The 22,936-nt window shown below is 48.4% G+C and carries 11 protein-coding genes, 4 tRNA genes and 1 pseudogene; 5 read left to right on the top strand and 11 right to left on the bottom strand.

What is annotated here, in order from left to right; genetic code table 11:
• Nucleotides 1-64: 64 nt before the first annotated feature.
• Nucleotides 65-1,447, bottom strand: coding sequence for a mannose-1-phosphate guanylyltransferase/mannose-6-phosphate isomerase (locus ACR2PX_RS26565; RefSeq protein ID WP_434002371.1), 1,383 nt, complete (start codon nucleotides 1,445-1,447; stop codon nucleotides 65-67).
• Nucleotides 1,448-1,674: 227 nt separating this feature from the next.
• Here ACR2PX_RS26565 and ACR2PX_RS26560 point away from each other — a divergent pair, with 227 nt between their 5' ends.
• From ACR2PX_RS26560 to ACR2PX_RS26540, 5 genes are all read left to right on the top strand, one after another.
• Nucleotides 1,675-2,232, top strand: a complete 558-nt coding sequence (locus ACR2PX_RS26560; RefSeq protein WP_434002370.1) for a hypothetical protein — start codon at nucleotides 1,675-1,677, stop codon at nucleotides 2,230-2,232.
• Between the two features lie 169 nt (nucleotides 2,233-2,401).
• Nucleotides 2,402-4,600: a hypothetical protein gene (locus tag ACR2PX_RS26555; RefSeq protein WP_434002369.1), complete on the top strand. Its 2,199-nt coding sequence runs from the start codon at nucleotides 2,402-2,404 to the stop codon at nucleotides 4,598-4,600.
• A gap of 408 nt (nucleotides 4,601-5,008) precedes the next feature.
• Nucleotides 5,009-6,289 carry an OprD family outer membrane porin gene (locus ACR2PX_RS26550; RefSeq protein ID WP_434002368.1) on the top strand — a complete coding sequence of 427 codons (1,281 nt, stop codon included), beginning with the start codon at nucleotides 5,009-5,011 and terminating at the stop codon, nucleotides 6,287-6,289.
• A gap of 162 nt (nucleotides 6,290-6,451) precedes the next feature.
• On the top strand, nucleotides 6,452-8,023 hold the full coding sequence (ushA, locus tag ACR2PX_RS26545; RefSeq protein ID WP_434002367.1) for a bifunctional UDP-sugar hydrolase/5'-nucleotidase UshA: 1,572 nt from the start codon (nucleotides 6,452-6,454) through the stop codon (nucleotides 8,021-8,023).
• Nucleotides 8,024-8,265: 242 nt separating this feature from the next.
• Nucleotides 8,266-11,376, top strand: a complete 3,111-nt coding sequence (locus tag ACR2PX_RS26540) for an ExeM/NucH family extracellular endonuclease (protein WP_434002366.1) — start codon at nucleotides 8,266-8,268, stop codon at nucleotides 11,374-11,376.
• A 352-nt stretch (nucleotides 11,377-11,728) separates the two neighbouring features.
• On the opposite strand, the gene ACR2PX_RS26535 is transcribed toward ACR2PX_RS26540, so the two are convergent.
• The 10 genes and pseudogenes from ACR2PX_RS26535 to ACR2PX_RS26490 all read right to left on the bottom strand — a co-directional run bounded on the left by ACR2PX_RS26535 (nucleotide 11,729) and on the right by ACR2PX_RS26490 (nucleotide 22,585).
• Complete coding sequence (locus tag ACR2PX_RS26535; protein ID WP_434002365.1) at nucleotides 11,729-13,633, bottom strand: SurA N-terminal domain-containing protein; 1,905 nt, start codon at nucleotides 13,631-13,633, stop codon at nucleotides 11,729-11,731.
• 334 nt (nucleotides 13,634-13,967) lie between these two features.
• Nucleotides 13,968-14,243 (bottom strand): annotated as a pseudogene (locus tag ACR2PX_RS26530) (HU family DNA-binding protein); the annotation flags it as partial.
• Between the two features lie 695 nt (nucleotides 14,244-14,938).
• Nucleotides 14,939-17,353, bottom strand: coding sequence for an endopeptidase La (gene lon / locus ACR2PX_RS26525; RefSeq protein WP_434002364.1), 2,415 nt, complete (start codon nucleotides 17,351-17,353; stop codon nucleotides 14,939-14,941).
• Between the two features lie 801 nt (nucleotides 17,354-18,154).
• On the bottom strand, nucleotides 18,155-19,444 hold the full coding sequence (gene clpX / locus ACR2PX_RS26520) for an ATP-dependent Clp protease ATP-binding subunit ClpX (protein ID WP_434002363.1): 1,290 nt from the start codon (nucleotides 19,442-19,444) through the stop codon (nucleotides 18,155-18,157).
• Between the two features lie 285 nt (nucleotides 19,445-19,729).
• Nucleotides 19,730-20,368, bottom strand: a complete 639-nt coding sequence (gene clpP, locus ACR2PX_RS26515; protein WP_434002398.1) for an ATP-dependent Clp endopeptidase proteolytic subunit ClpP — start codon at nucleotides 20,366-20,368, stop codon at nucleotides 19,730-19,732.
• A 173-nt stretch (nucleotides 20,369-20,541) separates the two neighbouring features.
• A complete protein-coding gene (gene tig / locus ACR2PX_RS26510) occupies nucleotides 20,542-21,897 on the bottom strand; it encodes a trigger factor (protein ID WP_434002362.1) in 1,356 nt (451 codons plus the stop codon).
• A gap of 230 nt (nucleotides 21,898-22,127) precedes the next feature.
• Nucleotides 22,128-22,212: transfer RNA gene (locus ACR2PX_RS26505), tRNA-Leu, on the bottom strand.
• A 57-nt stretch (nucleotides 22,213-22,269) separates the two neighbouring features.
• A tRNA-His gene (locus ACR2PX_RS26500) sits at nucleotides 22,270-22,345 on the bottom strand.
• 33 nt (nucleotides 22,346-22,378) lie between these two features.
• Nucleotides 22,379-22,455, bottom strand: a tRNA-Arg gene (locus ACR2PX_RS26495).
• A 53-nt stretch (nucleotides 22,456-22,508) separates the two neighbouring features.
• A tRNA-Pro gene (locus ACR2PX_RS26490) sits at nucleotides 22,509-22,585 on the bottom strand.
• Nucleotides 22,586-22,936 lie beyond the last annotated feature (351 nt).

The following is a 22,936-nucleotide window of genomic DNA, read 5'->3' as shown; positions in this document are numbered from 1 at the left end:
CGGATCGCTTCCAGATGAAACATGTTCTATGACTTCCAGTCACAAAACATGTTTCTTAGCCAGGCTAAATTCGATCGATATCCTCTTCCGAGATAGCCAGCCCCGTCTGGGTTTCAATGATTTCCAGAGTACCTTTACCCCTATTTTCCAGTCGGTGTTTGAGCGGGCTCTTTATATTGATCGATTCACCGGGTCCCAAATCATGCACCTGCCCTTCTACACGGACTCTGGCCTGCCCCTTGAGCACTACCCAGCTTTCTGACCTTAATTTATGACTGTGTTCTGACAAGGAAGCACCTGGAAGAATACTGAGTTTCCTGACACAGTAACCCTCTTCCACTGACAGGTTTTTGTAATGACCCCAGGGACGAAACACTTCTTCTTCCTGCTGGGGTAATGAAACCACTGCAGAGGCCTGAAACTGTTTTGCCAGCTTACCTACGTCCTGCACATGATCCGCGTGAGCCACCATCACTGCATCATGACTGTCTACAATCACCAGATTTTCTAAACCGACCGCCGCGATGGTTCGGTGCCCTGACCGTATATAACTGTTACTGCACTGCTCGACGATGGCCTTGCCTTTGATGACATTACCGGCGTCATCCGGTTGAGAGCACGCCTGCAGGGAAGTCCAGCTGCCAATGTCTGACCAGCCACAGGAAACCGGGACCACAACACCTTTGCGGGTATGTTCCATGACGGCATAGTCGATGGAGCTGGAAGGACTGCTGGCATAAGCTTTTTCATTGATCCGAAGAAATTGCAAATCTTCATGCAAACCGCTTAAGGCTTTATGGCAAGCCACTACGATCCCAGGCTCATTGCGTTGTAACTCATCCAGATAAGCCTCGGGCTGAAACATGAAAATACCGCTGTTCCAGTAATAATCACCTGACTCTACATACCCCCTGGCTGTCATCAGGTCAGGCTTTTCACGAAAACTGTCTATCCGGTAAGCATTGCCCTTCTTCCCTCCCCGCTTGATATAGCCATAACCAGTGTGAGGCTCTTCTGCTTCTACTCCGAGAGACACAAGGGCGCCGGTCAGGGCGTGCTGTTCAGCAATCTTTAACGCCTGCTGAAATGCCTTTATATCAAGAATTCTATGATCAGCCGGTAGCACCAGCAGCGGTTCATTCAGCCCTAGAGCTACCCTTTGCAGGGCCACCAGCGCCAGTGCCGGTGCCGTATTTCGGGCCACAGGCTCAAGAAAAATGGCTTCCATAGACTGATGGATCTGGCGACTGTGCTCTAATACCTTGAAACGATGGAATTCATGACAGATCACGATGGGCTTCTGCTCGGTAACCCCCTTCAGACGAAGCAGAGTTTGCTGGATCAGGGAGTGACCCGAGAGCAGCTGCAGAAATTGTTTTGGATGGTCTTTCCGGCTTAAAGGCCACAGGCGTGTGCCACTGCCTCCTGAAAGAATAACCGGTATCATTCGTTATTCACCTTATACTGCGGGCTTATGATTCTTTGGATTCCCTTAGGGGAATAGTACCGTTGAAACCTCTGCCATGGAACTGCAATTAAAACAATTGGCTAATCACCACGATGAGAAGCCCATCCAGAAAACACTTTTGACGGGAAAAGAGCAAAACTGCCAATTTATGACTAGCTTATAGCCCATGTTTATCTTCACGTTGTTACTAAGCCCGGAGAAAGGTCATGCAAGAGTATGAAGAAATGATGGGAGAGCTGATCGAGCTCGGCATCAATGCCAACCCCGTAGCCCCCTTTTCCTGTTGTATTCTGGATCCATGCGGCCAGATACTGGTGACTGCAGCTTATGCTCGCCACATCAGCCCCCTGTTCAGTGCTGAAGGTTTGGCGTTGCATGCACTGGTACAGAATTATCATGTTCGCCGGGATCAGGAACTGATCCTGCTGACCAACGCTGAGCCAGAGTGTGCCGCCATGTCCACTATTCTCTGGAGCAAGATGCACGACATTAACATTGCCAAAATAGTTTACGGTGCTTCAAGAAATCGTCTCAGAGAACTCTGGAATTGCACCTTTGGGTTCGAAGCCAGTGAAATCCTCGACCGGGCAGGCAAAGACAGTGAGTACCGACCTGAGTTGATCGGCCCCATTCTGGAGGATGATTGCGTGGAGGCCTTCGAAGACGCAAAGGCGTTGTTTGACCAGGGCGACCGGCCAGTGCTTTCACTGGACCTGGACGATTTCTGGCTGCCCGGTGACTGGATGCTTGAACGGGAAGATTAGCCTCAAAAGCGGTAGAAATGACCTCCAAACAGAGAGCCTCACTGGCAAGTTTACGATGCCAGATGCTCTCTGACTGGCTAACCCTCTCTTTTTTTTCTAGTTTTTTATATTAAGGACCTAAATATTTGCACTGAATAACTTCAGTCTTATCATGGAAGATTAAACCGGTATGCGGATACCCAGTATTGTCAGCTCAGCCTTTCACTCTTTTGCGAGTGGGTTGAGTCGCATCTCCGGTTTTTGGCTGGGTCATAAAGTCAAAAGATTGTCTGCACACAACTCCCTCCCTACAGGCCAGCCTTTCTCGGCAAAAACACTGGAACAATGGCAAGTTACCGCTAAAGGCGAAGGTGAAGCCCTACTGCAGTTACGGAATACAAGGCTCAGACAGCATGAGCTGGATCGCTTCGTAGATACTCTGGAACTGCACTACTCAGACTTTTATGAGAACAAAGACCAGTTACACAGCAAAGTAGCTTTTGTATTAACAGAGCTCGGAATGGCTTCCGGACAGGTCAACTCGCTAAAACCATCAGGATTCTTTGCATCCAAACTGAATGACAGGAAACTGTTTCTGCTGGATCGTTACCTCTCCTGCCCAGACCCTGTCGAGTTTGGCCGAGCATGGTTAAGTGACGGAGGCACACTTGATCAGGGCTTTGTATTCCATTGCGTTTATCCTGCCAGAGAAGGAGAAGCTCCGCTTTTTTCCAATGATGACTTGAGCCAGATGGGCTTTATCCGCAGGAGCGGGGCCGACAGTTACCGTCTCCTATCGGTCGATATTACGCCAGATCATCTTGAACAGATGGAGCGCACTCGCCTGTCACGCCCGGTCCACTCGCTGGTGTCCGAACAGAAAGGCTTAATGACCGTGCAGAAGCTGGAGCACTTCTGTCGCACACTGTCTCCATTACTGGATGAGCCTGTAAAAAGTCTGCTTCTGGAACCCATACAGGAAGATAACCTGCTCAATTGGCTTGAATTGACGCTTCACCCCGGTATTCAGTATTTTCCAGGGTTAGACCAGTCGATACAACGCTTTGTCAGCGCCCTGCAAGCCCATCAGACGTTGGAACAACAACTGACAACAGCAGAAGACTCAAACCCCATTCAGCCGGTACTGATTGAATGCCTTGTTTCGTTAAGCTCAGCGTCTCTGGATGAAAACACACACACGATTTTGGCTGGAATACTCACCGATATTCAACAACACCAATTGACAGGAGAAAGGTTCAATCATTACGTCATGGGATTAATGATTCAGACACCTGAGCAAATGAGACTGTTCAGTCAACTTTTTTCTCTGATTGCCCAGCACATGATCGACAAGCAACCAGCCAATGGTACTCAGGACTCCCTCTGGCAACAGACTTTTCATCAGGACATGCGCTTTATTGTCCAAAGAGTGGAGCGATTCAACACCACTACCAAAGATTTAAGAAAATTATACGTTGCTGATATACCGGCACTACTGACCAGCGTGGCTAAAAAAACCGAAGACTTTTCATACGACAAAGGTATGGCACAACTGTTTACGCTGATTGAAGAAGTGCATGATGCCTGTTTACTGTCTGATGTGTCTCCACAAACCCGGACAGTCATTAAAGACCCTTCCGCGCAATGGCTGACCCATCAGTCACAAGAAGCCAGCCTGAGACTGCCCCAAGCCCTGAAATACGGCCTTAATGAGCAATCGCCAGTTTCTCCAGAGTTCCTTGGCATTCGAAAAATAATGTCAGAAGAGTGGCAATCTATCCTGGCCAGTATCAATGATTCCGATGAAATGCTGACTCAATTCGAGAAGGATCGACCCAGAACAGATTTTCAATTCACAGTCGCCAGCGGCAGCAAAAAGAAAAGAAAGGATCGAAGCTACTCCCATTCCGGCCATACACTGGAAACGACGCATCTGATGCGCTTTCTTGGAAACAGACGTGCCGCCAAGGCCTTATCAAAACTTCTGACTCAGACCTTTGCAGCTTACCAGACCAAACTGGAAACTTATCGTCTTAGAAAAGCGACTCCTTTTCTATTAACGCCCATGGGAAGAGACCCCAAGGACAGTAACCGAGTGACGGTCACGCAACAGGCTGATGGAAGTCTCGCCATCGATTATACGATGATAGCAAGCAAACCTTCTTATTTATTGGGCGCTCGTGGTGCCGGCATTATGGGACTGGAAACTTATCAAATAACAGGCAGATCCATTGTTTCCATGGAATCTTTGAAACGGGGTATTGTTAATGCTACAGAACCAGAAGTCACTGTTAAGCTAAGCACCAAAAATGAGCAAATAGACTGGTATGTGGACGGGAATGACCAGCTGGTTCAAATTCCCTGTCCTTATTTACCTCCAGAGCAGTAATTAATAATAGAATCCCATTATTTGCATCACTTTTTCATTTCTCTCGTAATGACTGAATCCCGCTTTTTAAATACAGACAACCACTTAAATTAATCAAAACGATTAGTTTGTAAACGCTTCATTTTTAAGAAGACACTTGTCGCTTAATAATTTCGTTAACTTTATGGCAGTAGATCTATGCAGGAAGAACAATCAAAAAATCTGACTTCTAAGTCAACAAACTTATAAATTTATGATGCAAATTAATCAAACTGGTACTAAAATCCCAAACCCGATCACATCTGCCCAAAAAGCAGCATGAATCGCTGACAACAAGCTGGTCACAAGGGGCTTTCCATCGGCATTAAATTTGCCTGGAAATGACTGACCAGAAAAATAAACACAACAAGCACATACCAGGGAGTTACGATGTACCGGAAGAGTACACTTTGTTTGGCTATTACTGCAGCTATCACTGCAACAACAGCACACGCGGACTTCAGTTCACTTTACGAAGACGCTTCGATCAGCGGCAAACTGAGAACGGTTTATATCGACGCTGACAAGAAAGAAGGCGGACGCGACGCTGGCGCATGGACTGCCAGTGCAGTTGTCAACCTCAAGTCTGGCTACGCTTTCGACACCATCGGCTTTGATGCCTCATACTATGGAGCAACGGCCATTGATGACGGCGACACCAAAGATCCTAAAAACCTGCTGACCTACGGTGATAAAGACGGCTTTAGCAAACTGGGTCAGGCTTACCTGAAAGGTAAATTTGGCGACAAGGATCTGAGGGCTTCTTTCAAAGCCGGTCGTGCCCGTATCTATACCGGCCTGATTTCAGGTTCTGGCTCTCGTTCGATTCCAAGCTCCTGGCAGGGTATTGATGCTGACTTTAACTTCAGCGGCCTGAATCTTGGTGTCGCCTGGGTTAACGCAGTCCTGCCAAGAGACACTGCTGGTATGAAGCAGATGGAAACTTACGAAGGCAAGCGTATTGACTCCATTCTGGGCATGGAAGCTAACTACAAGATTAATAACTTCAGCCTGAAGTACCTGAATGGCTTCGCCAAGGACTACCTGAAAGGCCATCAGTTCATTGTTAAACATCACACCAAGCTGGCTGATGGCAATGGTCTGACCGTGGAAGGTAACTACCGCATTTCCCAGGAAAACGGTGATCTTTGGAGCGGCCGTGGTGGCTGGGGTGGTAACGGCTTTGGCGATAAGGCTCAAACCTTTGACTTCAATGCCAAATACTCCTTCGGTGCAGCCTATGTTCGCGCAGGTCTGGGTTACTCGACTGCTGACTCTTACACCTACGGTGGTGTAGAAAAAACAGGTCGTCATTACTATGACTTCGGTCGTTACTCCTACGGCGCCTGGAACACCTGGACCAACTCTGGTCTGGTTGAAGAGTTCTACTGGGATGGTGAGAAAGTCGTTGCTCTTGGCTTTGGTTATAACTTTGCCGACGCTGGCTTCAAAGGCCTGACAATCGACTACAAATTACGTCACGGTTCCGGTATCGACGTTGTCGGCGGCGGTGACGCTTCCGAAACCGAGCATGGATTCGACCTGAAGTACAAGTTCCAGAACGTTAAAGGTCTGAGCACACGCGTTCGCTATGCAATGTACACCCATGACGACGTACCTGGCGAAAATGATGAAAACCAGCTGCGCGTTTACCTGGACTACAAGTTCTGATTGTAAATCCGCACTGTTCAGTGTGTACGAGCCATTCCTCCCACAGGGGGGATGGTTCCCAAAATAAGAAATTGGCTGTAAGTGTCGTCTGAGTCCTGAATTCTACATCCCGACAGGGCGGCATCTCATAACAATGAAATCAGTCAACCAAGGATGCCCTCTATGCAAGTACTGCGACACGGTATGAAGCTGTTTACTGCAACAGCTCTGGCCCTGACTATCAGCGGCTGCTCTCTCGTTCAGACTCAACCCGAAGTCAGCTACCAGCAAGACAAAACTTATAAACTGACCGTTCTCCATACCAATGACCACCATGGTCACTTCTGGCAAGACCGCAAAGGTCGCTATGGTATGGCCGCCCGCATGACTCTGGTTAACCAGATCCGTGAAGAGGTTCAGGCTGAAGGCGGCAATGTTTTGCTATTGTCCGGTGGCGATATCAATACCGGTGTTCCCGAATCCGACCTGCAGGATGCCGTTCCTGATTTCATGGGCATGAACCTGCTCGGTTATGATGCCATGGCAGTGGGTAACCACGAATTTGACAACCCACGCGCCATTCTCGACATGCAACAGGATCTGGCAAAATTCCCTTTCCTGTCAGCCAACATCATTGATGAGAAAACCGGCAAACCACTGTTCAAACCCTATACGCTCATTGACGTTAATGGTCTGCGCGTTGCCATTATGGGTCTGACCACGACTGACACCCCTAAACAAACCAGCCCTGAAAATGTAGCCGGCCTGAGATTTGAAGAGCCTGTTACAGTCGCTGCCGAACTGGTTCCGGAACTGGAAAAGAAAGCGGATGTCATCATCGCCTCTACCCACATGGGCCACTATGTCGATGCCAAATATGGTGTTAATGCACCGGGTGATGTAACCCTAGCCAGAAGCGTGGACGGGATCGACCTGATCGTTGGCGGTCATTCTCAAGACCCTCTGTTCAAGCCTGATCAGCAAAACGGTACTTACATTGTACAAGCTCAGGAATGGGGAAAATTCGTAGGTCGTGCAGACTTTGAATTCAAAAACGGTGAGCTGAGCCTGGTCGATTACAAGCTGATTGCCGTAAATCCAAAAAATGCTGAAGTCAAAATTGCCCAAGACACTGCCATGCTGGAACTGCTGACTCCATACCAGGATAAAGGCGCCAAACTGGTTCAGGAAAAGGTAGGTATCGTTGACCAGCGCCTGATGGGCGAGCGTAAGGAAGTTCGTTTTGAACCGACCAACCTGGGTACGCTTCTGACGGAAGCCTTTATGGCAAAAACCGGTGCAGACTTTGCTGTTATGAACGGTGGTGGTATTCGTTCCAGTATTGATGAAGGCGAAATCACTTATAAAGACGTTCTGACTGTCCTGCCCTTCGGGAATAGCTTAACGACCGTTGAGATGACGGGTCAGGAAGTACTGGAGTATCTCGCAGTAGTGGCTGCCAAGCCAACCAACAGTGGTGCCTTTGCTCACTTCTCAGGCCTTGAGATGATGATCAACGAAGGCAAGGTGAACAATGTGAAGGTGGCAGGCGACGCTATCGACACAGCAAAAACCTACAAAATGGCCATTTTAAGCTTTTCTGCCGGTGGTGGTGACAAGTATCCGAAACTGACTGACAAACCTGGTTTTGTCGATACCGGCTTCCTCGATGCTGATGTACTCAAGGAATACGTTGAGAACAACTCTCCTCTGAAAGTCGCTAATTTCAAACCGGAAGGTATTGTTCGCCAGTAACCCGTGTCAGCGGAAAAACCATGCGCTTGCTGAAGCTTAGTTTCAGACAAGCGCATCATCCTTTCTTAATACAGTAGTTACATAACTGTCATTTTCGACAAGTATTGTCGTACAAAAACAATAAGCAGTTATGAACACAAACAGCCTTGAGCGATGAAAAATATTCTGTGCCACACACAACGATGAAAAATGGCAAAGCTGAATATTTCTCACAATAAAAAAACAACAATGAGTGAAACACTGTGAAAAACACCCTGACCCCACTGGCCATGGCTATTGCAGTAGGCGCGGCTCTACCCTCTGCAGCCCAGGCCGACTTCATTATTTCTGAATATGTTGAAGGCAGCAGCTACGAAAAAGCCATTGAACTGTTTAATAACACCGGCTCTTCCATCGATCTTTCCAATTACCAGCTGGTTAAATTCACTAATGGTAATGCCTCTTCGAAAAGTACTCTCGCATTGTCTGGCAGCCTCCCTAATGGCAGTACTTACGTCATTGCTCATAGCAGTGCCAGTGATGCACTGAAAGCCAAAGCTCAACTATTGAATGGCTCTGTTACCAACTTTAATGGCGACGACCCTGTAGAACTGCAAACCATTGATGGTCAGACCGTCGACCAGATCGGCGTCTTTGGTGATATCGACTTCGGTAAGGATAAAACGTTATCCAGAAAATCCAGCGCTCTTACTGCCAATGCTACCTATCAGACCACTGACTGGGATGTTCTGGCAAAGAACACCATCGAAGGTCTGGGTAACGCCCCCACAGGTGGAGGCACCCCTCCCCCTCCAACCTGGGTTTGCGAAGGTGAAATGACACCCGTATACAACATCCAGGGTGAAGGCGACAGCAGCCCACTGGTTCCGGAAGGCAGCTTCTCGGGTGATGTAGTGACGGTTAAAGGCGTGGTCACCAAACGAGTAGAATCTCTTTACAAAGGCTTCTTTATCCAGGACGCCGAAGGTGATAACAATGATCTCACCTCCGACGGCATCTTTATTTTTACCGGAAGTGCACCTGCTGCCGACATTAAAGAAGGCGCTGTCGTTTGCCTGCAAGGCCAGGTGAAAGAATTCTTCAACCAAACTCAAGTTTCTTTGAGTGAGACAAACTACCAGGTATTGGAAGAAGATCAGAATATCCCTCCAACCTATCTGCAGCTGGACCCCAACTTGCTACTGGAAGACCAGCTGGAAGCCTATGAAGGCATGCTCGTCACCACTACCGACTCCGATCTGGTCGTTACCCGTAATTTTGGCTTTGACTATGACAGCTTCCGCAACAATATGGTTCTGTCGCTGTCTGCCCCTCTGCACAAACCTACCCAGAAGCACCCCGCACTCAGCGAAGAAGCCAAACAGCTTGCCGACAGTAACAGCAAGGGGCACCTGTTTGTTGAAACAGATCAGAAACCTGCCAATGGTGACCTGCCCTACTTCAGTGGTTTCAATGCAGAAGACGGCTATATCCGGATAGGCGACAAAGTCGATAATCTTGAGGGTGTCATAGGCTTTAGCTATGGCGAATACCGCCTGGTCACAGCAACCAATGAAGATCTGGTGGCTGCAGACTTCCAGCACGACTTCTCAGATCGTACCAGCCAGCCAGAACTGCCTGCCAACAGAGACCTGACGATTGCCAGCTTCAACGTACTGAATTACTTCAATTCAGGCGTGGGCGGTGATAACAATCCTCTGGGGCAAAACCGTGGCGCCGGTAGCAATGAAGCCGATTTCAACAAGCAACGTACCAAAATCATCAATGCCATGATTGAAATGGATGCTGACGTTATTGGTCTGATGGAAATCGAAAACAATGGATTTGGTCAGGCGTCTGCCATTCAGGATCTTGTGAATGGCCTGAATGCAGAATTGCCTAACATCCAAGACCATTATCAGTTTGTACAATCGCCTGATGGCACTGTTATTGGCACCGATGCCATCACTGTGGGCCTGCTCTACCGTCCTGCTAAAGTCACCCTCGATGGCACTTCCAAGATCATTGAGATGCCCGTTCAGAGAGCTGAATACCAAGCTCTGCAGGGAGGCGAGGAAACCACCAAGAGCTTGTTCAAGGGACAACGTAATGCCCTGGTACAAACTTTTGGAGTCAAACTGGCCGATGGCCAGCAGCGCGATCTGACGATTGCTGTCAACCACCTGAAATCCAAAGGTTCACAGTGCTACAACGACTTCGTTGAATATGAGCAGCCTATCCCGCTGACCAGCAGTGGCAGAATCGATGAGCGCAATGCCAAACGGGTCGCTGGATACGTTGATGACCTGCAGGGTAGCTGTAATGAATTCAGACTGTCTGCAGCTGAAGTTCTGGGTAACTATATGCGCAGCAATGCCGCAGGTGACGTACTGGTGATGGGCGATATCAACGCCTATGGCAAGGAAGATCCTGTTCGCCTGCTCACGGATTACCATGGCGAAGGCCGCAAGCTGGTGACAGCACCCTACACCTTCATTGGCGACAAACCTCTGGATGGCGCTCAGGGCCGTGAACTGCATGAAGGCTTTGGCTATGTAAACCTGGCTGAATTCATGCACGGTACCGATGCCTTCTCTTATAGTTTTGACGGAGAACTGGGCAGCCTTGACCACGTATTGGGTTCAGGTTCAGTGACTGCCAAGCTGTCTGCTGTGGCAGACTGGCACATTAACTCACTGGAAAACAGTCTGTTTGAATACAGTCGCAAGTTCTCTGGCAAACTCGAGAAATCAGACAACGTCTACAGCTCTTCTGATCATGACCCGGTGATTCTGACTCTGGACTACAGCCTTTCAGAAACACAAACGGTCAGTATTAACGACCTCTCGGACGCCAAAGTATCCCTTGAAACAGGGGACTACAGCAGCGATATATTCGCGCGCCTGGGTGTCGCCTATCCAGAATTCTCTTTGGACAGCGAAGACCAGACAGCTCTTCTTTCAGCCGGTGATGAGTTGCTGAAACTCTCTGCCATTGAAACGATTGATTCCGACGAAGTGCTTTACCTTGACAGTGTCTCTACTGCCTGGTCTTTGGCTCTGCAGAAGCAGCACAGCCTGGAAGTACTGCTGGCCATGGACGAATACGAATTACGCCGTGCCAAGCTGGATCTGAGACGCCGGAATGTAACGCGTGCAGCCACCGCTGTTGAACTGTCAAAAAATCTGAATATGGACAGCAATACTCTGGTCGATGCGGTACTCGATAACCCTTACAAGTCACTCCCCAAAGTGCTGGTCGAAGTACTGGAGTTGGATATGAAGCGACGGGAAGCTCGAACACTGACCAGAGAGATCAAGAGCTATACCAAGCCTGCAGTCAGAGAATCCAGAAGAGAAATCATTCGCAGTTAAATCTAAAACTGAGCAATAAGAGCCCGTCTTTTATTACTCAAAGACGATTCAATTCTGGCCCCTGTCCTACGACAGGGGCTTTTTTGTGGAGTGCGATATGCGCTCTATGAGGTGGAATGGTAATGGGCAAGCTTCTATAACAAAGTAAGCTTGGAGATCTGACCTGGGAGCCTGTCGGGGACAACAGATGTTGCTATAGCCCAAGCCCTCTAACTATCGTTCAACCATTCAGGGGTTGGAAAACAGCATGTAAAGAGCGGAGCGTTTCAGTGAATCATAGAGTGACCGACCAAGAAACAACAAACCCCGGTAAAAACCGGGGTTTGTTGACTGACACAGGATCAAATCGAAATTACTCTTCTTTAATGATCTTGACCTTGGCTGTCTCTTTCAGGCTCTTCAGATACTCAGTAAACAGATTACGTCCGTTACCGTTGGCAATGTAGCTGGCCATCATACGATCACGAGCAGCATCGGCCTGAGTAGGCTGACCTTCAATGACCTTGTTCAAAGCAATCACAGCGATGTCACCATTGCCCAGCTCAGTGGACGCATAGGTAGACTGTTCAGCTTCAGGATGAGGCATTTTAAAGGACTCGGTCAGCAACTGCGGAGGAACACCCTGCTGCCTTCTGGCAATAGCCTTGCTTTCAGTCCATTGCAAACCTTCAGACTCAGCCACTTTATCAGCCGCTTCACCCGCTTTCAGTTTTGCCTGCAGTGCCCCGGCCTTGCTGACCAGCTGATCACGAGCTTCTTCCATCTTAATGACCTGCACAATACTGTCTTTCACTTCAGCCAGTGGACGCAGTTCGGGCTTCAAATGTTTCTTAACCCTCAGCACCATAGCCTTTTCAGGAGACAGTTCAATCAGTTCACTGTTGGCACCCAATTCAAGCACGTCATCATTGAATGCAGCAGCAGTAACTTTCGAGTTTGAAGTAATATCAGTGGTAGCACCCTGACGAGTGAAAGGCCCGGTAGACTGGATAGTCAGACCCAGCTGCTCTGCTGGCTGAGCCAGGTCAGAGGATTCAAAACTGATGTCTGCCAGCTGACGGGTTTTATCCAGATAGACAGTTTCAGCTTCCTGACTTTTCAATTCAGCGGCAATTTCGTCTTTCAACTCACCAAAGCCAGGAATTGTCGGTTTTTCACGAGCAGTGACTTTGATGATCTGCATACCAAAATCGGTTTCTACAGGCGCTGATACTTGACCAGGCTCCAGAGAAGCGACCGTTTCATCAAAGGTATCGCCGAAGATACCGGGTTGAACCTGCCCCATGTCACCGCCCTTGACAGCCGTAACCGGATCATCAGAATAATTTTCTGCCAGCTTGGCAAAATCTTCGCCCGCCTTGAGCTTAGACTCTACTTCAGCAGCAATTTTACGCGCCTCTTCCAGTGAACGCTGTCCACCGGTCTGAATCAGAATAGTAGACACAGTTTGTGTATCACCGGCATTCTCTTCGATGTCCTGAAGACGACGCTGGTATTCATCTTTGATGTCCTGCTCTTCTACTACCAGACCCTCTAACAGAGAGGCCTTATCCATTTCAATGAAACTGATCTCAACCTGCTCAGGGGTCATGTACTGATCACCATGAGACTCATAATAGGCTGTGATCTGGTCTTCAGTAGGCACAATGCTCTCACGCACTTTAGCCACATCCAGCGCCAGCCAGGCAATGTCGCGCTTCTGGTTTTCCAGGGCGGTGAGTCGCTTGATTTCTGACGGAGTGACAAACTCAGTGCCGGCTATGCCCGCCTGAATCTGTTGCAGCACGGTTTCGTCACTCAGCAGCACTCGAAACTGGGCTGGAGACATACCAAAGCTACGCACCATCATCATGAAACGGTCCTGATTGAACTTCCCGTCCTGCTGGAACTCAGGCATGGAGATGATCATGGCGTCCAGTTCTTTCTGACCCATGCCCATTCCGCCATTTTTGGCTTCCTGTAACAGCAGAGTGCGATCAACCAGAGACTGGAGAACGGATTCCTTCAGAAGATTTTCATCAATCAGGGATGGGTCAAATTGATCACCCATCTGCTGAATCAGCATTCTTCTCTGTTGCTCCAGTGACTGAGTCAGCTGGGCACGGGTGATATCTTCGCCGTTAACAGTAGCGACATTAGGATTATTAGGATTGGGCGCCAGTGTTTCCAGGCCGGTAATCGCCATCATGAAAGCAATGATGCCGACAACAATAAATGTTACCCAGCTCTTTGCCTTATCCCTCATTGATTGGAGCATACTAACCTCAGGTTCCGGGCTCGCTTTAGCATTATATTCATAGAGACACGAACCTGATGTTCGGGTCTTGTGACGGTAATACCGCTTACCTCTCGCTAAACATCCTCTGTGAGAAGTAGCGTCAGGTGCAGAAGGTCAGGCCCGTTATCATCTGCAATTCATAAAGTGGATTTGCAGAGATTTCAGACCTTAGCAACAAAAAAAGCGCATCACAGGATGCGCCTTTTCGGAAAGCAGCAAAAAATTAACAGTCTTTGATGATAACAACTGCAGATTCTTGCCACAGCTCCTTTGTGGTTCATTGAAGTCTCAGGACTTCATCCCAGGCGCGTGATCAGTTAACCGCGTCCTTGAGAGCTTTACCAGCCTTGAAGCTAGGAATCTTGGCAGCGGCAATCTCAATAGGCTCACCGGTCTGAGGGTTACGGCCAGTGCGAGCCGCACGCTCTTTAACAGCGAATGTGCCAAAGCCAACCAGGACAACTTGCTCACCATCTTTCAGTGCAGTGGTGACAGAGTTAATCATGGCGTCCAGGGCACGACCAGCGGCAGCCTTGGGAAGGTCAGCAGATGCCGCAATTGCTTCAATCAGCTCGGACTTGTTCACTCTATTCCCCTTCTTTGTACGATGCTTTTATAGCCAAAAATAGCTAGTTGGTACTGAAACAGACATACTGCGCCAGATACCATACCCGACGGGCGCTTTGCTATGCTGCGTGATTTTAGCTGAAAACTCAAGCAATAGCGCAGGTCACCCGGTAATTTCTGCAGTTTTCTGCTTATTCTGGTCGCATGTACCAATCAAACAGTTAACAACAGTTCCACGTTTATTACAAAACGGCCGAGCGCCCTTCAAAACACAGTCAAACCTTCCACCTGAAAATAACTGAACAGGATCTGAAAGCAGAACAGAATCAAATGAATGGCGTGGTTATATCCGAAATGTATAAACACTGAAATCAGTCGAAGGCCGACTGACTCCACGGGCCCCAGAACATTCCAAAGCCCAATAGAAGTAACAGTCGCTGTTTATACCAATGGCTACTGGGAGCTGTCAACAACTGAAACGCCCGTCAATACTGCCTCTCCGCACTATTTTACAAAATAGGCAGAAATTCTCTGATTCAGACACCTGAATAATGAATCAGTCCATCAAATGCCTACCAATCAATCAGTTTATATTCGTACCAAGCTGGTTGTTAGAATCAGGGTATTAAACACGCTGCAAAACCGATATGAACAATAAAAACGCCCATAAAAAAAGCCGACACAAAAGTGTCAGCTTTTTATAACGATGAATGATGATCAGTGAGTCTTGATGGAACGACCAGGCTCATCAGATTTGGCTTTAACCGGTTTTACCTGCTCTTCACTGCTGGCAGTCGGTCTGTATTGCAAGGCAATATCCAACACCTCATCAATCCACTTCACCGGCACTATCTCAAGGTCTTCCTTAATATTCTCAGGAATTTCCTTCAGATCACGGCGATTCTCCTCAGGAATAACCACGGTCTTGATTCCGCCACGGTGAGCTGCCAGAAGCTTCTCTTTCAAACCACCAATGGCCAGCACCTGCCCTCTCAAGGTGATCTCACCCGTCATGGCCACATCAGCTCTCACCGGAATATCTGTCAGTACAGAAACCAGAGCGGTACACATTCCGATACCAGCGCTGGGACCATCTTTGGGCGTCGCCCCTTCCGGAACGTGAATGTGCAGATCATTCTTCTGATGAAAATCTTCAGGAACACCCAGTGTCTGCGCTCTACTGCGAACCACTGTCAGGGCAGCCTGAATGGATTCCTGCATAACATCTCCAAGAGAACCGGTCTTGGTAATCTGTCCTTTACCCGGTACTGCCATGGACTCTATGGTCAGCAACTCACCGCCCACCTGGGTCCAGGCCAGACCAGTTACCTGTCCTACCTGATCCTGATCTTCCGCCTTACCAAAGTTGAACTTGCGAACACCCAGGAAGTATTCCAGAAACTCCGGTGTCACTTTATCGTGACGCTGTTCAACAGAAAGAGCCTCATCTTTCACGGCCTTACGGCAGACTTTGGCAATCTCTCGTTCCAGGCCACGTACGCCCGCTTCACGAGTGTAATAACGGATCACATCACGAATCGCGTCTTCCTCAAACTCCAGCTCCTTGGCTTTCAGACCACTGTTCTTGATCTGCTTAGGCACCAGGTAGCGTTGAGCAATATTTACCTTTTCATCTTCGGTGTAACCCGGAATTCTGATCACTTCCATACGGTCCAGCAATGGTGCCGGAATGTCCATGGAGTTAGAAGTGCAGACAAACATGACATCAGAGAGGTCATAGTCCACTTCCAGATAGTGGTCATTGAATGAGTTGTTCTGTTCTGGATCCAGTACTTCCAGCAGGGCTGAAGACGGATCACCACGCATGTCAGAACCCATCTTGTCAATTTCATCCAGCAGGAAGAGCGGGTTTCGCACTTCAGCCTTGGCCATCTTCTGGATCAGCTTGCCTGGCATGGAACCAATATAAGTTCTTCTGTGACCACGAATTTCAGCTTCATCCCGAACACCACCCAGTGCCATTCGAACAAACTTACGATTAGTGGCCCTGGCAATGGATTCACCCAGCGAGGTTTTACCCACACCCGGAGGTCCAACCAGACACAGAACAGGCCCTTTAATCTTGCGTACACGTTTTTGAACGGCCAGGTATTCAAGAATGCGCTCTTTCACCTCATCCAGACCATAGTGTTCTGCTTCGAGGATATCCTGAGCACGCTTCATGTCATGACGAACCTTGCTGCGCTTTTTCCAGGGCACACCAATCATCCAGTCAATATAACCCCGAACCACAGTGGCTTCGGCTGACATCGGTGACATCATCTTGAGCTTGTTCAGCTCGGCCATGGCTTTTTCTTTTGCCTCGGCCGTCATTCCCGCATCATCAATCTTCTGCTTCAGCTCATCCAGCTCATTGGGTGCCTCATCCATATCACCCAGTTCTTTCTGAATAGCTTTCATCTGCTCATTCAGATAGTACTCACGCTGGCTGCGTTCCATCTGCTTTTTGACGCGGCCACGAATTTTCTTTTCTACCTGCAGGAAATCCAACTCACCCTGCATGATACCGATCAGGTACTCCAGTCGCTCTCCGAGATCTTCAACTTCAAGCACTTTCTGCTTGTCTTCGATCTTCATCGGCATATGAGCGGCTACGGTATCGACCAGCTTGGAAGGCACATTGATACCGGTCAGTGAAGTCAGTACTTCAGAAGGCACCTTCTTGCTCAACTGAACATACTGTTCAAACTGGGACATCAGTGAACGAGTCAACACCTCAGACTCTCGCTCACCCACCTCTGGCTCAACGATTTCCTGCACTTCCGCCATGACATAGTCAGTGCTTTCATCCAGTCGGTTAATCGTCACTCGACTTTCACCTTCAACCAACACCTTGACTGTGCCATCAGGCAGCTTTAACAGCTGTAAGATACTGGCAAGGGTTCCTACCTGAAACAGGTCAACTACGGCAGGATCATCCACCTGGGCATTTTTCTGAGCCACCAGGAGGATCTTCTTATTCTGTTCCATGGCCAGATCCAGGGCCTGGATTGACTTATCACGCCCGACAAACAACGGGATCACCATGTGCGGATACACCACTACGTCCCTAAGAGGTAGCAATGGCAGCTCAAAGGGCTCTGACAGATGCAAAGTATCGTTGTTATCCATGACTCAGTCCCCTATACGGCGTTTCGACTTACATGATTCCGGTATTCTGAAGCTCCGGAGCGGCTTAATCCCACCCTGTCTGAAGAAAAAAACAGGGCGTTTCCTTAAGCCTTAAGATGCTTCTTTTTTGCGGAAATTACAATAGTGTTTATTGCTTCAAACTATGGTAAATTGGTATGAATCAGACCTGCCAGCTGCCTACCTGTCTACAACTTTCCATCTTGAACAAAACAAAATCCTGAAATCTCAACGACACCCCTCTGATATTCCATCATTAGAATATTGGACGAATGTTCTACATATACTACTCACCCTACCGACTTCAGCCGAACTTTACTGATCTATCAAAAGCCAGTTTCAGATTGTATGACTATGACCCTCTAACGATATAACTTAACAAATCTCTGAACTCTAAAACAAACAACATCATTCTTTTTTTAAAAGCAGCTGAACACCCTCGACAAGTCTTCCAACACAGCCTAAAAATCATAATCTTTTTCTGCCACTGCAATACCACTGCAAACAATGCATTAGCAGCCTGGTAGTCAACAGGCAATGACGACTATTAAAAAGCGGCTCACTTGCAGCTTCGAATCCTGTCAGGAAATCAGCCTACCCATTCTGAAAATGGTATTTTCTTTGCGAGTCTGACACTTAATTTTTATTATTAAATGACACTCGTCTGTTAAGCAAAAAAGTAAAAACACTTTCGCCTTTCATCTTTCACTTAAGGTTTTTTCAAGGCAAAAAAAACCCTGCCATCTGGCAGGGTTTTTCAATCTGAAAAATCAGAGCATACAATCAGCTGTCGTCAGAAGCAGCTTTTTGAGTCTCAGTGTTTTCATAAATCATCAGGGGCTCAGACTTACCTTCAATTACAGAAGCGTCAATCACCACCTTGGAAACTGTCTTCTCGGAAGGAATGTCATACATGGAATCCAGCAGAACACCTTCGAGAATAGAACGCAGACCACGAGCACCCGTCTTACGCTCCATGGCTTTCTTGGCCACAGCTCGCAGAGCGTCTTCACGGAAGTCTACATCAACCTCTTCCATTTCAAACAGTTTCGAATACTGCTTGGTCAGTGCATTCTTGGGCTCAGTCAAAATCTGCACCAGGGCAGCTTCATCCAGCTCTTCAAGCGTTGCAATCACTGGCAGACGACCAATAAACTCAGGAATCAGACCGAATTTAACCAGATCTTCCGGCTCAACCTCTTTAAAGGTCTCACTCAGATCTTTCTTGTCGTCTTTGCTCTTCACTTCTGCAGAGAAGCCAATGCCACCTTTATCAGTACGATCCCGAATTACCTTGTCCAGCCCAGCAAAGGCACCGCCACAGATAAACAGAATATTGGAGGTATCGACCTGCAGGAATTCCTGCTGAGGATGCTTACGTCCACCCTGTGGTGGGACTGAAGCAACCGTTCCCTCAATCAGCTTGAGCAGAGCCTGCTGAACACCTTCACCGGAAACATCACGGGTAATAGAAGGGTTGTCAGACTTTCTGGAGATCTTGTCAATCTCGTCAATGTAGACAATACCCACCTGGGCTTTCTCTACATCGTAATCACACTTCTGCAGCAACTTCTGGATGATGTTTTCGACATCTTCACCCACGTAACCCGCTTCAGTCAGTGTGGTCGCATCAGCGATGGTAAACGGTACGTTCAACAAACGTGCCAGCGTCTCGGCCAACAACGTCTTACCACTACCCGTAGGCCCGAGAAGCATGATGTTGCTCTTGCCCAGCTCTACGTCATCTTTTTTCTTGTCACCGTAACGCAGACGCTTGTAGTGGTTGTAGACAGCCACCGACAACACTTTCTTAGCGCGCGGTTGACCGATCACGTATTCGTCGAGAATATCCTTGATTTCCCGGGGTGTCGGCAACTTATCGGAGGAAGTCTCGGTTTCGCTGTCCTGAATCTCTTCACGGATAATGTCATTGCATAAATCAACGCACTCATCGCAAATAAACACGGAAGGGCCGGCAATGAGCTTGCGAACCTCATGCTGACTTTTTCCGCAGAAAGAGCAGTACAGCAACTTGCCGTTATCTTCACCCTTGCCGCTAGTTTCGTCGGTCATTCGATTACCCTGTTGTAGGAACAACACCTGTCATAAAAAACAAGATGCAGGCATTGGGGCGTATTTTCAAGTGTCAAACAGGAGAAATTACAGAAAAACAGTCAACCGGAAGCCAGTCAGACCGGTTTTTCATGCATCAGGCAAAAACAGTCATGGATTCAGAGTATTCCGTCACATCACGGCCGATTATTGCCGGTATTACGTTGACTGCTTCCATGAAAGCACCACCTGGCAGCCTTCATCTATTCTAATAGATTTCTGCCAGATGGCATTTCAGACTCAGGATCACTTGTCAGTCGGGATACGACTGCTCAGCACCTTGTCAATCAGGCCGTATTCCATTGCCTGCTCAGCACTCATGAAATTATCACGATCAGTATCTTTTTCAACCACTTCCATAGGCTGCCCGGTATGTGTGGACAGTACCGTATTCAGGCGCTCTTTGATGGTCAAAATTTCCTGGGCATGAATGGCAATATCGGATGCCTGCCCCTGAAAACCACCCAGCGGCTGATGAATCATCACTCTGGAATGTGGTAATGCGTATCGCTTGCCTTGAGCGCCCGCTGCCAGAAGCAGTGAACCCATGCTGCAGGCTTGACCAATACACATGGTAGAAACATCCGGTTTGATAAACTGCATGGTGTCATAAATAGACATACCAGCAGTTACCGAGCCACCCGGAGAATTGATATAAAGATGAACATCCTTATCAGGATTTTCTGATTCCAGGAACAGTAGCTGAGCCACGACCAGATTGGCCATGTGATCCTCAACCTGACCCACCAGGAATATAACTCTTTCCTTGAGCAGGCGTGAGTAGATGTCGTAAGAACGCTCACCCCTGGCGGACTGTTCAACGACAATAGGTACCAGGCCGGAATTGGTGATTGCCACGGATTGCGTTTCGATCAGTCTGGACATGTCCTGTCTTAACTCCTTGCCAAGTCGAAGAGGAACGACCCGCATAGAGCGGGTCGCGTAACGTGTCATGGTTTAACCTGAATAATGCCTCACCTTATGGTGACGAACATTATCAACGCGCACAAGGCGTTTATACGGCAGCGCGCGCCAAAACCTTAGACGACGCTCTAACCTCAGGCCTGCTCTTCTTCAGAAGCTTCAGCTTCTTCAGGAGCAGCAGGCTTGATCGCATCCTGGTAGCTGCATTCGCTATCAGAAACCTTGGCTGCTTCAAGAACAGTATCCACTACCTGCTCTTCCAGAACAACATACTTAACCTGAGACAGTTGCTCTTCGTTGCTGTAGTACCAGTCAACAACCTGCTGAGGTTTCTGGTAAGCAGAAGCCATTTCTTCGATCATGACGCGAACACGATCGTCATCAACCTTGATTTCACGCTGCTTAACAATCTCACCCACCAACAGACCCAGAGCTACACGCTTCTTGGCGTCCTTTTCGAACAGTTCAGCAGGCAGCTGCTTAGGATCGAATCCACCCTGAGCACCACCAAACTGCTGAACAGCCTGCTCACGCATACGGTCGATTTCCTGAGAAACCAGCGGCGAAGGCACGTCGATTTCATGAGTGGTCAGCAGACCATCCATAACCTGGTTTTTCACCTTACCTTTGATCGCCTGACGCAGTTCACGTTCCATATTCTTGCGAACTTCAGTACGGAAAGCTTCTTCACCGCCATCAGTCACACCGAAACGCTCAAAGAACTCATCATTCAGTTCTGGCAACGTAGCAGCCTGTACCTGATGAACCTTGCAGGCAAACTCAACAGCCTGACCTTTCAGTTCTTCAGAATGGTAATCTTCAGGGAAGGTCAACTCCAGAGTCTTCTCTTCACCGGCAGACACACCTACCAGACCGTCTTCAAAACCAGGAATCATACGACCTGAACCCAGTTCCAGAGTTGAGTTTTCAGCTTTACCGCCCTCAAACTCTTCACCGCCCTTCTCTCCTGAAGCAAAGGTACCCAGGTAGTCAAATACGACCTGATCACCCTGTTCAGCAGCGCGCTCAACATCTTCAAAGGTCTTGCTCTGAGTACGCAAAGTATCAACCATTTCATTAATGTCAGCATCGGAGACTTCAGCAACAGGACGCTCAATCTCAACACCGCCGAAATCACCCACTTGAATTTCAGGGTAAACTTCGAAAGTGGCTACAAATTCGAAATCCTTGCCTTCTTCGTCGCCCTTAGGCTCAACACGAGGAGCACCGGCAGGATTCAGATTTTCCTGGGTAACGGCTTCAACAAATGCCTGTTGCATCTGCTCACCGAGCACTTCTTGACGAGCACCCAGACCATAGCGACGCTTCACGACCTTCATAGGCACTTTACCAGGACGGAAACCGTCCAGGCGAACACGACGAGACAGATCCTGAAGTCGCTTATTGATTTCCCCGTCGATTTTGTCAGCAGGGATTGTAATTGTCAGGCGACGCTCCAGACCGGAAGTCGTTTCTACGGAGACTTGCATTTGCGTTCCTCAATAAAACCTGAGTTGCCGTACGTATGGGACAAAGGCGCATAGACTAGCAAAAGTACCTATACGTTGCACCTTAATCACACAAACAGACTACCCGCCCCTCTCACGCCTCACCAGAACCCTGGGACTGCGGACTAGTTGCAGACAGAATGCCCGACTCAAACAGGCTGTTTTTCCAATACAAAAACGGGGATAAGCAAGCTTATCCCCGTATTGTCTACTGGTGCGGATGGAGAGACTCGAACTCTCACGTCTTGCGACACTGGTACCTAAAACCAGCGTGTCTACCAATTCCACCACATCCGCTTACAGCACTTTACTGATGCTGCTTAACTCTTATCAGGCCTAAGCCTTCACACAAACTGGGGTGGACGATGGGGTTCGAACCCACGACCACCGGAATCACAATCCGGGGCTCTACCAACTGAGCTACGCCCACCAGCACTAACCGACTCATCGAGACAGTTAATTATGGCGCGCCCGGCAGGATTCGAACCTGCGACCATCCGCTTAGAAGGCGGATGCTCTATCCAACTGAGCTACGGGCGCATCATGAGTTATCACTCGGTTAAACATTACAACATTTTAACCAGTGATTGAAATGGTCGGGGTAGAGAGATTCGAACTCCCGACATCCTGCTCCCAAAGCAGGCGCGCTACCAGACTGCGCTATACCCCGAATAATGAACAACTCTTACGTCAGTTCATTGTGCTGCTCGTTGCAGCGCGGCGAATATTACCCAGAACAGGGTGTCTCGTCAACGTCGTTTTGATTCACTCATTTAAGTGACCAACGACTTGCCGGACTTGTGATCCGCCTCACCTCGAACGGCGACTAATCTATCACAGCAGTACCAGACTGACCAGACTCTAAACCCTCATTTTTTCGACCTGAAACAATTACCTAGTATCCCGTCCGGAACCATTTGAAGCCACTTGATGATCTCTCGATCAGGTTTCTATGCGATGACCCGACAACACCTTTTAACCAGCTTTCCAGTAAACAACTTGGCAAGCTGGTCAATAAATT

Source organism: Endozoicomonas sp. (genome assembly GCF_051008435.1).
Lineage (GTDB): Bacteria > Pseudomonadota > Gammaproteobacteria > Pseudomonadales > Endozoicomonadaceae > Endozoicomonas_A.
The sequence above is the reverse complement of the archived record's forward strand: the minus strand, read 5'-3'. Positions and strand labels throughout refer to the sequence as shown.